This window comes from Flavobacterium sp. W1B, from assembly GCF_047344965.1.
Lineage (GTDB): Bacteria > Bacteroidota > Bacteroidia > Flavobacteriales > Flavobacteriaceae > Flavobacterium.
In genome coordinates, this window is sequence record NZ_CP178845.1 from 1,648,720 (window position 1) to 1,663,907 (window position 15,188).

The window sequence follows — 15,188 nt, forward strand, 5'->3', positions numbered from 1 at the left end:
ATGAGCATATCAAAAAATCTTCTTTCCTTTTTTATTTTGGGATTCCTTTTTTCGACAGGAATTTATGCCCAAAAAAAGGAGCCATTAAAACTTTGGTACAAACAGCCCGCACAAAAGTGGTCTGCCGAGGCTTTACCTATTGGGAATGGCAGGATGGGAGCGATGTTTTTCGGGGGAGTAAACCAAGAAAAAATTCAGTTTAACGAACAAAGTCTTTGGTCAGGAGATAATAATTGGGATGGAGAGTACGAAACTGGAGATCATGGTTTTGGTTCTTATCGCAATTTTGGAGAAATCACTATTGATTTTGTAAATGAGAATAAAACAACTGAATACAGTCGCTCATTAGATATTTCGAATGGTATTCATCAAACTTCATTTATTCAAAATGGGGTACAGTATAAACGCGAGGCTTTTGCCAGTTATCCTGATCAGGTCATCGTTTTTAATTATTCATCCGATAAGAAGAAAGCTTTTTCAGGCAAAATTTCCCTTACTTCGGCTCAAGGAGCAATAAGTAAAGCGAGTCAAAAGAGTATAAGTTTCGAGGGTGAAATGCCCAATAAACTAAAATATGCGGCAGTTTTAAGTATTAAGCATAATGGCGGGAAAATAAAAGTTGAAGGTAATAGTTTGGTTTTCGAAAATTGCAATTCATTGACCTTGCTTCTTGATGCTAGAACAAATTATAAGGCAGACTTTAAAACGGATTGGAGAGGAAATAATCCGATGCCTTTAATCGAAAAAGAATTGGCTGCAGCCCAAACTAAACCGTATAATACCTTACGAAAGAATCATCTAACGGATTTATCGGCTCTTTTGGGAAGGGCGACAATAGATATTGGTACAACATCTCCAGATTTATTGGCTTTGCCAACTGACGAACGTTTAAAACATTATGCAGGGAAAAACACCATTGTTGAGAAGAATAATGGTAGTGAAAAAACTCAAAAACTTTCCGAAGATCCAGATTTAGAAGAAACGATGTTTCAATACGGTCGTTATTTATTAGCAAGTAGTTCTCGTCCTGGCGGATTGCCTGCCAACTTGCAGGGGTTGTGGAACGACAGCAATACTCCGGCTTGGGCTAGTGATTACCACAATAACATCAATTTGCAGATGAACTATTGGGCAGCAGAATCAACGAATCTTTCTGAATGCCAGCTTCCGCTAATCGATTTCATAGTGGCGGCTCAGGAATCTTGTCGTATTGCTACCCGAAAAGCTTTTGGAGAAAATACGCGTGGTTGGACTGCCAGAACAAGTCAAAGTATTTTTGGAGGAAACGGTTGGGATTGGAACATTCCAGCCAGTGCTTGGTATGCGCAACATGTTTATGAACATTGGTCTTTTACTCAGGATAATGAATATTTGAAGCAAACGGCTTATCCTATAATTAAAGAAATTTGTCAGTATTGGGAAGACAATCTAAAGCTTATGCCTGACGGATCATTGATGGTACCTAATGGTTGGTCTCCGGAACATGGTCCTCGCGAAGATGGAGTGATGATGGATCAACAGTTGGTTTGGGATTTATTTCAAAATTATCTCGAAGTGGCCAAAGTACTGAACATTGATTTGGATTATCAAATCAAAGTAGCTGATATGCAGATGCATTTAGCACCAAATAAAATTGGAAAATGGGGGCAATTACAGGAATGGCAGGAAGATCGTGACGACCCTAATGATGAGCATCGTCATACTTCACATTTATTTGCTGTTTATCCAGGTCGTCAGATCAGTATTTCTAAAAACCCAGAATTAGCGCAAGCAGCTATCCTTTCGTTGCGCAGTCGTAGTGGTAATTATGGAAGAAATGAGAATACTCCTTTTACAGCTGAATCTACCGTTGGTGATAGTCGCCGATCCTGGACTTGGCCTTGGCGAGCTGCTTTGTGGGCGCGTTTGGGTGAAGGAGAAAGAGCCGGAATTATGATTCGTGGTTTGCTTACCTATAATACTTTGCCTAATCTGTTTTGTAACCATCCGCCATTTCAAATGGATGGAAATTTTGGGATTCCAGCTGCAATGACCGAAATGCTATTGCAAAGTCATACGGATGAAATTCATTTGCTACCGGCTATTCCAAATAATTGGGCAGCAAAAGGTTCGTTTTCAGGACTTCGTGCTAGAGGTGGTTATGAGGTTGATTGTACTTGGAGTGATGGAAAAGTTAGTGATTATAAAATATATTCATCCAAACCCAATCGTGTAAAAGTAAGGGTAAACGGTGAGCTAAAAGAAGTTACCACAATGGTTAAATAATACCGGAATTGGAAGAAAATTATAATTGAAAATATAGAATAGAATAATAAATATAAATTATGAAAAAGAAGCAAGGAATGAAATTACTAATGCGAGTACTAATAGGAATAAGTTTGTCTATTCCTTTTTTAACAATAGCACAAAACAGTGCGTCTATTGAAAGAATGGGTGCTGTCGATACCCAATCTTTTGATCAGGGCTGGTTGTTTTCCCGTTACGGATTACAACCCGACGGAACAAGAATAGAGGAACCAAAAAATTTGGAAAGCGCAAATCAGAACGATGCCTCATGGCAAAAACTAGATTTGCCTCATGATTGGGCTATTAGCGGACCATTCCGTAGCGACATAACAGGTGAGACAGGTAAGCTTCCTTGGAGAGGAATTGGTTGGTATCGCAAGCATTTCAATGTTCCTGCAGCCGATAAGGGAAAACAAATCTTTGTCGATTTTGATGGAGCGATGGCTAACGCCAAGATTTGGCTTAACGGACAGTATGTTGGAACTTGGCCGTATGGTTACAGTTCATTTCGTATGGATTTAACGCCTTACATTAAACCGGGTCAAGAAAATATAATAGCGGTGCGTCTTGATACCGAAAACTGGGATTCTCGTTGGTATCCGGGAGCTGGGATTTACCGCCATGTATGGTTGGTAAAAACGAATCCGGTTCATGTTGGACATTGGGGAACCTATATTACAACACCTGAGGTTACGAATAAAAAAGCTACGGTAAAACTAGCGGTTACTGTCGATAATCAATCCGGAAAAAAAGTGAATGCTTTAGTGCAAACGAGCTTTTTCGAATTGGATAAAAATAACAAACCAAAGAAAAAAGTGACCACAACAAAGGCGGTTTTAGTAGAGGTGAATCCAAATTCGAATGCGGTTACTGAGACTCAAACTTTAGTCGTGAATCCAAAATTATGGGATATTGTTAGTCCGAATCGCTATGTGGCGCAAACTACTATCAGTATCAACGGAAAAGTGGTAGATAGTTATAATACACCTTTCGGGATTCGTACTATAGAATTCTCGGTAAGCAAAGGTTTTCTTTTGAATGGTAAAAAAGTTGTTATTAATGGAACTTGTAATCACCATGATTTAGGTGCATTAGGAGCTGCCATTAATACCAGTGCCTTGAGACGACAATTAAAAATCCAAAAGGAAATGGGAGTGAACTCTTTGCGTACTTCACATAATCCTCCTGCTCCGGAGTTATTGGAATTAGCGGACCAAATGGGCTTTTTAGTTTGGGATGAGGCTTTTGATAACTGGAAAGTAGGTAAGAAGAAAAATGATTACAATAAAATTTTTGACGAATGGCATGAAAAAGATTTAAAAGCTTTGATTCATCGCGATCGCAATCATCCTTCGGTTTTTATCTGGTCTATAGGAAATGAAGTTCCAGAACAAAGAAATGTAGAATTGACCAAACATTTGGCTGATATTGTTAAAAGAGAAGATCCTACTCGTCCTGTTTCTAATGGATATAATGACCCAGATGCAAGCCGTGAAGTGGGTTCACCGGTTTCATTGGATTTGATGGGAGTAAATTATTTCTTCAGTCAACAAGCGAAATGGGAAGCAGATCCTCGTTACAAAGACATGCCTACGCTAGGAAGTGAAACCGCTTCTACTGTAAGTTCTCGTGGAGAATACTTTTTTGGAAACGATTACCAGAATTGGCAAATATCATCTTATGATACTGCACATCCAGGTTGGGGATGTACGCCGGATGAGCAATTTAGAACCAATGCAAAATTTCCAAAGATGTTAGGGGAATATGTTTGGACCGGTTTTGATTATTTAGGAGAACCTACTCCTTATAATTCAGATGACACCAACTTGCTTAATTTTAGATCAGACCCTTCAAAAGTCGCTGAATTAGAAAAGAAGTTAGAAGAAATTAGAAAGAAAAATCCACCATCAAGAAGTAGTTATTTTGGAATTATCGATTTGGCAGGTTTTCCAAAAGACCGTTTTTATAGCTACCAATCACAATGGAAACCAGAATTACCAATGGCTCACATTTTACCACATTGGAACTGGAGCGAACGATTAGATTCGATAACGCCGGTACATGTATATACATCAGGAGATGAAGCTGAATTGTTTTTGAACGGAAAAAGCCTTGGTAGAAAAGCAAAAAAACAAGGAGTAGATTTTCGTTTGATTTGGGATGAGGTAAAATATGTTCCGGGCGAATTGAAAGTAGTAAGTTATAAAAACGGAAAAAAATGGGCGACTGATAGCGTAAAAACAACGGCAGAAGCTGCAAAACTTGTTCTGTCAGCAGATCGAAATACGATTGCGGCCGATGGAGTAGACTATTCTTTTATTACAGTAAAAGTGACCGATAAAGAAGGTTTGACGGTTCCTCGTTCGCATCCATTAATTGAGTTTTCTATTGAAGGAGAAGGTGAAATCGTTGCCACTGATAATGGAGATGCAACTAGTTTTGTGCCTTTTCAAAGTCATGAAAGACCTGCTTTCAACGGTATGGCATTAGTAATTGTAAAAGCTAAAAAAAGCCAAAAAGGTCAGTTTACTGTCGTAGCTAAAAGTAATGGATTAGAAATGGGGAAGGTTAATGTTTCTGTGAAATAGAGAATCCAAAAAGAGTTTATGAAAGCGCATTTTTCTTTGATTTTAATTTATTTTAATCGGAGGAAAATGCGCTTCATAGTTTGAAATTATTAATGTTAAAATAATATTTATGAAACGTTTACTGATTTTATTGGTTTTTTGGGTTTCGATTAGTGGTTTTGCCCAAAAAACAAAAGTAATCAACGTAGTTACACACAATCGAACTACAATTATTTGTGATCCAGCTACAGGTTCAAAATCGTATATCAAACCTGGAATTTTCCCATCAATAAAAACGCCAATTCGAAAAATGACCATGATCGTAACTTTAGGGAGTCCCGACAGTCTTTATACGGCACATTGGGATTATTTAGATCACATTAAACTGCGAAAAAAAGATAAAAATGGAGAATCAATAAATTATGAATTAGGTCGGATGCTTACGCCTTATGGAAGCGTTTTTAATAAAGGTTGGCAATGGCAATGGAAAGTTGATGTGACAGATTTCGCACCCTTACTTCGAGACAATGTTGATATTGAATACGTTCATTCGGGTTATGAGGATAAAACGGTCGGTTGGGCCTTGACTATTGATTTCGAGATTGTTTCCGGGCCGCCGGTAGTTACTCCATTGGGGATAACCCCGCTTTGGAATGCAGGTTATAAATATGGTGACCCAAAAGAAAAAATAGGAGAAAACCTGCTGCCGATTGATTATGTAGCAGCATCAGGTGCTGAAATTAGTCGTATACGAATCCAGCATACGGGACATGGAATGGATAAGCCAAAGGGTTGTAGCGAATTTTGCCAGCGTTGGAGAGAATTGAAAGTTGATGGTAAGACTGTGGATCATCGCAACATGTGGAAAGATTGTGGCGACAATCCACTTTATCCTCAAGGCGGTACTTGGATCTATGATCGTGCTTATTGGTGTCCTGGAGATTTACAGGTTCCAGATATTATAGATGTAAAGACAACTCAAGGCAAGCACCGTGTTTCATTAGAAATGGAACCTTATGAAGGAACTGGAAACATTCAAGCTGTTGAAAATATTTCTTCCTATTTATTCCAATATTCAAAGCCAACACATAAGGTAGATGTTGCTGTGGATGGGATTATGGTGCCGAATAATGAACAGCAATATACCCGTTTGAATCCAGCAAGTTTCAATCCGCGTTTCGTTATCCGAAATTTAGGTTCTGAAAATTTAAAATCAGTAACCGTGACTTATGGCACAGAGGGTTTTCCTAAAGCAGAGTTCCATTGGAAAGGAAATCTTAAATTTAACCAGACAGCAGAGATTGTAATTCCGGGAGAAATTAAGACGAAAGAAGGAATGAATAAATACACTGTAAAACTTTCCAGACCTAATGGAGGTAAAGATGCTTGGATGGGCGACAATGAGTTGATAACCTCTTTTGTTTCTCCGGAAGTCTTGCCAACTAATTTCGTTATTGAATTCTTGACTAATAATAAACCAAAAGAAAATAAAGTCTTTTTGATTGGCGAAAAAGGAGATACTATTTTTCATAAGTTGCCTTCCGATCTTGAAGCCAATACTCTTTATAAGGATACCATAAGCCTAAAGGAAGGGAAGTATGAATTGTTTTTGACGGATAGCGCTGGAAACGGTTTGCAGTTTTGGTATGAGCCGCAAAACGGTGATGGTTATTTGCGTATGTTCGACATGAAAGGAGATTTGATTCATGCATTTGAAAGTGATTGCGGAAACGGTGAAAAGCTGAGTTTTACGGCTTCTAAAAATTTTGTAGCCGATAAAACACAAGCAAAATATGCTTTTTCATTATATCCTCGATTGGTTATTGATAAAACAGAGTTAAACATTGTTTCGAATAAAGTAAGCCAGATGACTGTCCTGATAACGGTTAATGGAGTTGTTCACGAAAAGCATGAATATGCAGCCATTAAGAATGGATTATTGACATACTCGCTGGGTAATTTACCCAAAGGACGTATCATATTAGAAGTTTTGATGAATGGTGTAAGTAGATTTAAAGGAAGACTCAATAAGTAGTGTTTGTGGTGTTGTAGAAATATTGATTAAGAAATGTTTTATTTCGAATATTTTAATAAGTAAACAATTTCTTTTAGTAAAAGAAGTGAATAATACAGTAATTTATTAATACTACCAGTTTGTATATGTGCTCGACAACACAAAATTTATGTGTGCGAGCACATTTTTTTTAATTGAACTTAATTATTTAAGAAAAAAATAATGTTTTTGCTGTAATTATTTGTTGTATAGTCGGTTGTGTTTTTTATATAATTAGTTTGAATTTTATTTAATACCATATTCGCTAGCGGGGTATTTATATTTTTTTGTCTTTGGTTTTAATTTTATAATTTTTTTGGGAAAAACACGCACAAACTGGTGGGTACTGGTGTGTTTATTTTAAAATACTATTTTATTTTTGAGATCGTTCTTGTTTTTAAATTCGTAAATAAATTGATAAAAAGATATAAATAAAACAGGGTTAAGCAGGATTATTAATAAGCTCTTCATGTGATTTTTCATTTTTGAAGTTCATATAGAATATGTCACAGACCTGAAAATTATCCCTTTTTATAAAATATATATGATAAAGCGACTCAGCCAATTTTATGCTTTTTTTAATTAAAAAAATCACAGATACCGGAAGTATTGTTAGTCGTTTTCCTTTCTACGAAAGAGTAAAAGAAGAAAAAAACAAATTCATTATTAATCAAAACCAATACAAGAGTATGAATGTACTAAACAAACCCCTAAATGTAAGGCTGAATAGGCTTTCACAAAAAGTGGTTCAATTTGCGGGTATTTCGCTGCTAAGTTTTGCTTTGCCAGCTTCAGCAACTGAAATTTCTAAAAAGGCAACAGATTTGTCTACTAAAGAAAAAACTAATTTCTTTATTTCTAAGGCAGAAAAATTAAAAGAGAACACAAGTTCTTTATTTGTACAAAAAAAAATCACAGGTACTGTTTTTGATCAAAATGGAGAAACCTTACCAGGGGCAAACATTGTTGTGAAAGGAACAACTATTTCAACCCAGACTAATATTGATGGTACTTTTACTATTGAAGTGCCTGATAATGCGAGTACATTAATCGTTTCTTTTATGGGGCTTGATGATCAAGAAGTAGCGATAAAAAGTACTCCGCTTCGTATTACTTTAAAACAAGATGGGCAGAAACTGGAAGAAGTTGTTGTTGTAGGTTACGGTAAACAAAAGAAAGTTAATCTTTCCGGTGCAGTAAATACTGTTAATACTAAAACATTGGCTAATCGCCCTGTAACTTCTTTGACCAATGCTTTACAAGGTTCAGTTCCGGGTGTTAATATACTTGGACGACCTGGAGATGTTGGGAGTGATATGGGATCTATTAATATTAGAGGAAGAGGAAACTTAGGTGCTTCTGAAGCTTTGTATGTTGTTGATGGTGTGCCTGTAAGTTCTGGTGATTTTTCAAGAATAAATCCTAATGATGTTGAAAGCATTTCGGTATTAAAAGATGCTTCTGCTTCTGCGATTTATGGATCTCGTGCTGCTTATGGGGTTATCCTTGTAACCACTAAAAAAGGGAAAGAAGGGAAAATGGCAATCAATTATAATACTTACTATGCTTCTCAGTCAGCTATCGTGTTACCAAAATGGTTAGGTGCTTATGATTATGCTACTTTGCGTAATGAAGCTGCAACTAATGCTGGAAAGTCATTATTATATTCTCCAGCTGAACTTCAAAAAATAAAAGACAAATCGGATTTGGATTTTTTCCCTGATACAGATTGGTACGGAGAAGTTTTGAGAGCTTCTGCTCCAATGACAGAACATCAAGTAAATATTTCTGGAGGTGGTGATACCCGTTATTTCTTGAGTGGATCTATTTTTAAACAAAACTCACTTGTTCCTGGAAAAGATCTTGGTCGTTATTCTTTCCGTTCTAACGTAGATTCTAAAGTAACTGAAAAATTCAAAATTGGAACTAACATCTCTTTCATTCGTGATGGTTTTAACAATGATAAAGGTAATTTCAGTTTTGTAGATCTAAATAGAATGGTGCCTTTAATGGTATTAAAACAATCCAATGGAAATTGGGGAAGTATAAATGGGGGTAAAATAGATGGTACTTTAGCTAAAGTAAATCCAATGCGTGCCTTAGAAGAGGGCGGTAGAAGTGAATACAATACCAATCGTTTTTTAGGTTCTGTTAATGCTACTTTTACTCCAATAGAAGGACTTGATATTACAGGACAGTTCTCTTATAATTATTACAATAGTTTCAACAGTACTTTTATAAATGAGGTTGTGCCAATTATAAACTTCAATACAGGCAACCCAATTAGTGGTACAGGGGTTAGTCCTAATAGTCTTACTGAGAATTGGAGTACTTCAGGGAACTTATTAGCCCAACTTGTTGCTAGTTATGAAAAAACAATAGGAAATCATTATGGTAAAATTTTAGTAGGTAGCTCTTTTGAAGATAACAAAGACAGATCTATTGGTGTTATTCGCAAGTCATTTGTTAATAATAGTTTAGGATCTATTAATGCAGGTTCGTCAGATCCTTTAAATACTACCATAGATCCGAAGAAATCAGGTATTGCTGAGAATGCTTTTAAATCTGTTTTTGGACGTTTTAATTATAGTTATAACGATAGATATTTATTCGAATCTAGTTTAAGAGTTGATGAATCTTCAAGATTTGCACCAGGACATAGACAAGGAGTTTTTCCTTCTTTTTCTGGAGCTTGGCGTATTTCTCAAGAGGAATTTATGGAATCAGTGGATTGGGTTTCAGAATTGAAAATTCGTGGTTCTTGGGGTAAACTTGGAAGTGTAAGTAATGTTGGGAATTACGATTTCTATGATGGATTAAGAACGGGTGTTGGTGCTATTTTAGATCAAGGAAAACAAGATGGAGTTTTCTTAGGGAAACTAGCGAACCCAGAACTTTCTTGGGAAAAAGTGAATATGACTAATATTGGTTTAGACTTAGGTTTGTGGAAAAACAAATTTAATTTACAGTTAGATGCATTCGAAAGAATGACTAATGGAATTTTGTTGACAAATCCATCATTGCCGGATGAAGCTGGTTTAGATGGTTCATTAAGACCTTCAGTAAATTTAGCTAAAGTGCAAAATAAAGGTATTGAATTGTCTTTGACACACAACAACCATATTGGTGACTTTAATTTCTCAGTAGGAGGAAACTTAAGCAGAATTTGGAATAAAGTTGTTGATTTAGGTGGTCAAGGGGATCAAATCAGTGGAAACTGGATTAACCGTGTAGGACAACCTATTGGATCTTTTTATATGTTAGAAGCTGATGGATTATTTGTTACTAATGATGAAGTTGCTGCTCATGCTTTTCAAGCAAATAATACAAAAGCAGGTGATATTAAATACAAAGATCAAAATGGCGATCATAAGATTGATGGTGATGACAGGGTAGTGATGGGAGCCGATGTACCTTATATTACTTATGGTTTAAATATTACTGGTAATTATAAGAATTTTGATTTTTCTATATTAGGGCAAGGAGTTGCTGATATCAAAGTATATCTTAATGATGAGGGATCTCAAGCCTTTTTTAATGGTGCGGGTGTTAAAGAGTACATGTTAGACAGATGGACACCAGAGAATCCAAATCCGAATGCTTCATATCCTCGTTTATTAAGCTCAGCAGATAATACGAATAACGCTAGACAATCAAGCTTTTGGTTATTTAATGCAGCTTATTTTAGAGTTAAATCATTATCAGTTGGATATAATTTCCCAGAATCTTTGACTTCTAAAATTAATGTTCACGGAATCAGGGTGTATGCATCTAGTAATAATCCTTTTACAATAAGAGGTGATAAAAGAATGAAGGATTTTGATCCAGAAACTGCTTCATCAAGAGGGTCTTATCCTCAACTTAAAACTTTTTCTTTAGGGTTAAACGTATCTCTATAATAATTTTAAATTTAATTTCATGAAATTTATATCATATAAAATTGTTGCTATTTTAGCAATAGCTGTCCTTACAGGATGTACAGATTCTTCGCTAGAAAAGCTGCCCCAAGATCAAATCTCAAGTGGTTCATTTTGGACTTCTGAAAAAGAAGCCCGTTTGGCTTTAACAGGCTGTTATGCTTATTTAGAAGGAAGTTATTCTAATGTTTATGATGATGGTGCTACTGACAATGCCTTTTGTCAATATGCTTGGGAAGGACCTTCAACAGCAATTAGTGCGGGTAATATTAATGCCTCATTAGATCGTGGTTATAAGTCAAGATATACAGCAATCCGTCAATACAATTACTTTTTAGACAACGTAGGTAAGACTCCTATGGCCGAAAGTTTGAAAACTAGATTTATTGCTGAAGCAAAAGTGTTAAGAGCGATGACTTATTTTGAATTAGCTAGAAACTTTGGAGCTGTACCATTGATTAAAAATGCCTACGTAGATCCTATGGAAACTGCAATCGAGCCTTCTTCTGAAGCTGATGTAATTGCATTTGTATTGTCAGAATTAACAAGTGTAGCAGATCAATTACCAGCAAATTATGCAGGTGGAACAAATAATGAAACTGGTCGTATTACTACTGGTGCTGCATGGGCAATCAAAGCTAGAGTAGAATTGCAATATGGTAAATGGGCAGAAGCTGCTGCTAGTGCTGAGCATATAATGGGAATGGGGTATCAATTGTTCAGAGTTACCGCTCTAACAAGTAAAGATACACAAGACGATTATTCTAACTTTGTGACTTTTGCAAATGCTACAGAAGAAGTAAAATTCTACAAAGGATTAGCAAGTTATGAGCAACAATTTTGGGCAGTAAATGAAAATAGCAAAGAAGTTATTCTTGCCGCACAAAACATAGATAATTCCTCATATGAATATGGAAATGGTTTAAATACCTTATTACCATGTTCAGATTTGGGTGGCTGGAGTTCTATCACTCCAACTACTGATTTAGTTGATGCATACTGGGATAAAAACGGAAATTCGTTTACTCCACCTACAGCTACGCAACGTGCTGCAAATTATAACAATGGAACTCCTAATTCAGCGTATTTTGATGAATTTAAAAATAGAGATACTCGTTTATATGCTAGTATTTTATTTCCATCAAATCCTTGGGATCGTTACAACTCAGGTTATAAATTTACTTGGGGTAAAGGGGGGAATAATAATAGTAAAACAGGTTATAATTTTAGAAAATTAGTTGATCCTGCTTTCACAATTACTGAATGGGATGGTGGACAGGATTTCCAAATTATCCGTTATGCTGAAGTTTTACTTACTTATGCTGAAGCTAAAAATGAAGTATCAGGACCAGATTCATCTATTTTCAGCGCATTAAATGATATTAGAGATCGTGCAGGCATGCCAGCAATTGATGAGACTGTTTATAATACTAAAGAAAAACTTCGTCAAGTAATACGCAATGAAAGACGTATCGAATTAGCAGGTGAAGGACAACGTTTTCAAGATATTCGTCGTTGGAATATTGCAAATGTTGTTATGAAAACAACTTACGATATCACTAATAACAAAGTTCAAGAACGTACTTGGGAAAATAAATTCGAAAGAATGCCTTACCCTCAAAGTGCTTTGGATCACAATCCATTTTTAAAGCAATTTCAAGCTGCAAAAGGATATTAAATTTTTTTAGAATACTTCATAAAAGGCGTCATTTACATTTGTAATTGGCGCCTTTTTAATTAATTACTAAAAGTGAATTAGTTTGAATTTTCTGCTAAATTTTGAATGATTTTATTTTTTCAAGTTTGGTTAATTTTTTTTCTGAGCTTGCCTTTAATTTCATTATTTTTAAACAAATGTAATTTTATGTTATGTTAATTTGGCTAACAAACTGGTAGGTACTGTTGTGTGGTTTATTTATTATGTTTTATTTTCGGCTTGTAAAATGAAACTATTTCAAGAATAAAATTATAATAATAAAAACAATAATAGTAAAAAACGAAAAATATGGTAAGATCATTTCTATTTTCACTTCTCTTATGTAGTGTAATGTCCTTTGCTCAGGAAGTAAATATTATTCCTCAACCAGTGCAAGTCACTAGAAATGCAGGGAGTTTTGTAATTAGTCCAAAAACGAGTTTGGTAGTTTCGAATGCAAGTGATGATGCTACTGCTGCTTTTTTGAATGGGTATCTATCCGATTATTATGGATTTAAATTGCCGATAGTTAAAAAAGCTTCAAAAAATTACATCAAATTCAATAGCCTAAAAAATAATGTAGGTTTAAAAGGAGAAGGCTATAGTTTAAAAAGTGACAGTAAAGGGGTGGTAATAGAAGGTAATTCTGCTATTGGTACTTTTTATGGGATGCAAACTTTGATACAATTACTTCCTGTAGAAAAAAGTAATGCTTTAACAATCGCTGCTGTTGATGTAAAAGATGAGCCTCGTTTTGTTTATAGAGGAGCTATGCTAGATGTGGCACGTCATTTTTTCCCAGTTTCTTTCGTAAAAAAATACATTGATTACCTAGCGTTACACAAACTAAATTATTTTCATTGGCATTTAACCGAGGATCAAGGTTGGAGAATTGAAATTAAAAAGTATCCAAAACTGACAGAAATAGGATCTAAAAGGAACGGAAGTATTGTAGGTAGATATCCAGGAACGGGAAATGATAATACGCCTGAGGGTGGTTTTTATACCCAAGAAGAAGTAAAGGAAATTGTAAAATATGCTTCGGATCGTTTTATTACCGTGATTCCAGAAATCGAAATGCCTGGTCATAGTAGTGCTGCAATTGCAGCTTATCCTATGTTGAGTTGTTTTCCAGATGAGAAAACAGTTATCCCTGAAGGAAAAATTTCTGAAAAAAGTAAACAGGAATTGGCAAACGGAAGAGTGAAGCTGGTTCAGGAAACTTGGGGTGTTTTTACCGATGTTTATGCTCCAACGGAATATACTTTCAAATTTCTAGAAGATGTTCTTGATGAGGTGATGGCTTTATTCCCTTCAAAATATATCCATGTTGGTGGTGATGAATCACCTAAAGATGCTTGGAAAAGAAGTGAGTTCTGTCAGCAATTAATCAAAGAAAAAGGTCTAAAAGACGAACATGAATTGCAAAGCTATTTTATTCAGCGTATGGAGAAATACATTAATAAAAATGGCAGAACATTAATTGGTTGGGATGAAATCCTTGAAGGTGGGCTTGCGCCAAATGCAATCGTGATGAGTTGGAGAGGGGAAGCAGGTGGAATTGCTGCTGCTAAAGAAAATCATCAAGTGATTATGACTCCAGGAAGTCATGTGTATTTAGATCATTCACAAACCAAGAATGATAAAGAAGTTACTATTGGAGGTTTAACTTCTTTGGAAAAAATTTATAGCTACGAGCCTATTCCTAAGGAATTAAATGCAGAACAAGCAAAATACGTGCTGGGAGCTCAAGGAAATGTTTGGACCGAATATATGGAAAATCCTGCTAAAGTAGAATATATGATTTTTCCACGTTTAAGCGCATTAAGTGAAGTATTATGGTCGCCAAAGAAAACTAAAAACTGGTCAGCTTTTCAAAGTAAAATTGAAACTCAGAAAAAACGTTACGATATGTGGGGAGCTAATTATTTTAAAGAGAATAATGCCTTAGACGTAGTGTTGCCAAAAAATGAAAATAAAGTAAAAATGTAAATTAACATTTGAACTAATTATTATAGTAGAATGCCCTCACAATTTTTTTGTGAGGGCATTTTTTTTGCCTTTTGCAGAAAAGATAGTTTGAAATGATTCGCCTTAGCGAATTTCGCTTTATTAATTTTTACATAAATCAAAACAATTCAAAGGTAATTGAATAGGGATGAATCAGTGGGTTTTCGATTTGTTTTTAACAAGGTATACTTTTGATAAGGTCAGTATAAAAAAAATCCCCAATCTTTCGATCGGGGATTTTATATAAGTAAGTAATCTAAATTGAGTTGATAAAACGTTTATTTTACTTTATTAAGTACTGCTTTGAAAGCTTCTGGGTGGTTCATAGCTAAATCTGCAAGAACTTTTCTGTTCAATTCGATTCCGTTAGCTTTTACTTTACCCATGAATTGTGAATAAGACATTCCTTCTAATCTAGCTCCAGCGTTGATACGTTGAATCCATAAAGAACGGAAATTTCTTTTGTTCACTTTTCTGTCACGGTAAGCGTAGCACATTGCTTTCTCTACCGCATTCTTAGCAACTGTCCAAACGTTTTTACGTCTACCAAAGAAACCTTTGGCTTGCTTCATTATTTTTTTTCTTCTTGCTCTTTTAGCAACTGAATTTACCGCTCTTGGCATAATTTTATTGTTTTTTTGTAGCAGGCGTCCCGAATT

General features: G+C 35.5%; 7 protein-coding genes. 6 read left to right on the plus strand and 1 reads right to left on the minus strand.

The features are described 5' to 3' along the window. From ACMDB5_RS07210 to ACMDB5_RS07235, 6 genes are all read left to right on the plus strand, one after another. Positions 1 to 2,265 carry a glycosyl hydrolase family 95 catalytic domain-containing protein gene (locus tag ACMDB5_RS07210; RefSeq protein WP_414000327.1) on the plus strand — a complete coding sequence of 755 codons (2,265 nt, stop codon included), beginning with the start codon at positions 1 to 3 and terminating at the stop codon, positions 2,263 to 2,265. A gap of 59 nt (positions 2,266 to 2,324) precedes the next feature. Next, complete coding sequence (galB, locus tag ACMDB5_RS07215) at positions 2,325 to 4,874, plus strand: beta-galactosidase GalB (protein ID WP_414000328.1); 2,550 nt, start codon at positions 2,325 to 2,327, stop codon at positions 4,872 to 4,874. A 109-nt stretch (positions 4,875 to 4,983) separates the two neighbouring features. Further along, positions 4,984 to 6,888 (plus strand): peptide-N-glycosidase F-related protein, encoded by a 1,905-nt coding sequence (locus ACMDB5_RS07220; protein WP_414000329.1) that lies wholly within the window; start codon positions 4,984 to 4,986, stop codon positions 6,886 to 6,888. Between the two features lie 587 nt (positions 6,889 to 7,475). Next, on the plus strand, positions 7,476 to 10,805 hold the full coding sequence (locus ACMDB5_RS07225) for a SusC/RagA family TonB-linked outer membrane protein (RefSeq protein WP_414000330.1): 3,330 nt from the start codon (positions 7,476 to 7,478) through the stop codon (positions 10,803 to 10,805). Positions 10,806 to 10,824: 19 nt separating this feature from the next. Further along, positions 10,825 to 12,501, plus strand: a complete 1,677-nt coding sequence (locus ACMDB5_RS07230; protein ID WP_414000331.1) for a RagB/SusD family nutrient uptake outer membrane protein — start codon at positions 10,825 to 10,827, stop codon at positions 12,499 to 12,501. Positions 12,502 to 12,828: 327 nt separating this feature from the next. Beyond that, positions 12,829 to 14,511: a beta-N-acetylhexosaminidase gene (locus ACMDB5_RS07235; RefSeq protein WP_414000332.1), complete on the plus strand. Its 1,683-nt coding sequence runs from the start codon at positions 12,829 to 12,831 to the stop codon at positions 14,509 to 14,511. A 296-nt stretch (positions 14,512 to 14,807) separates the two neighbouring features. Here ACMDB5_RS07235 and rplT read toward each other — a convergent pair whose 3' ends face one another. Further along, the gene (gene rplT / locus ACMDB5_RS07240) at positions 14,808 to 15,152 is read right to left on the minus strand and encodes a 50S ribosomal protein L20 (RefSeq protein WP_414000333.1); all 345 of its coding nucleotides are present in this window, start codon (positions 15,150 to 15,152) and stop codon (positions 14,808 to 14,810) included. Positions 15,153 to 15,188: the final 36 nt, after the last annotated feature.

Bases quoted from the DNA above. Each gene is read 5' to 3' on its own strand.
- ACMDB5_RS07210 (WP_414000327.1), top strand. From the start codon at position 1: ATGAGCATATCAAAAAATCTTCTTTCCTTTTTTATTTTGGGATTCCTT.
- ACMDB5_RS07235 (WP_414000332.1), top strand. From the start codon at position 12,829: ATGGTAAGATCATTTCTATTTTCACTTCTCTTATGTAGTGTAATGTCC.
- ACMDB5_RS07225 (WP_414000330.1), top strand. From the start codon at position 7,476: ATGCTTTTTTTAATTAAAAAAATCACAGATACCGGAAGTATTGTTAGT.
- ACMDB5_RS07230 (WP_414000331.1), top strand. From the start codon at position 10,825: ATGAAATTTATATCATATAAAATTGTTGCTATTTTAGCAATAGCTGTC.
- rplT (WP_414000333.1), bottom strand. From the start codon at position 15,152: ATGCCAAGAGCGGTAAATTCAGTTGCTAAAAGAGCAAGAAGAAAAAAA.
- ACMDB5_RS07220 (WP_414000329.1), top strand. From the start codon at position 4,984: ATGAAACGTTTACTGATTTTATTGGTTTTTTGGGTTTCGATTAGTGGT.
- galB (WP_414000328.1), top strand. From the start codon at position 2,325: ATGAAAAAGAAGCAAGGAATGAAATTACTAATGCGAGTACTAATAGGA.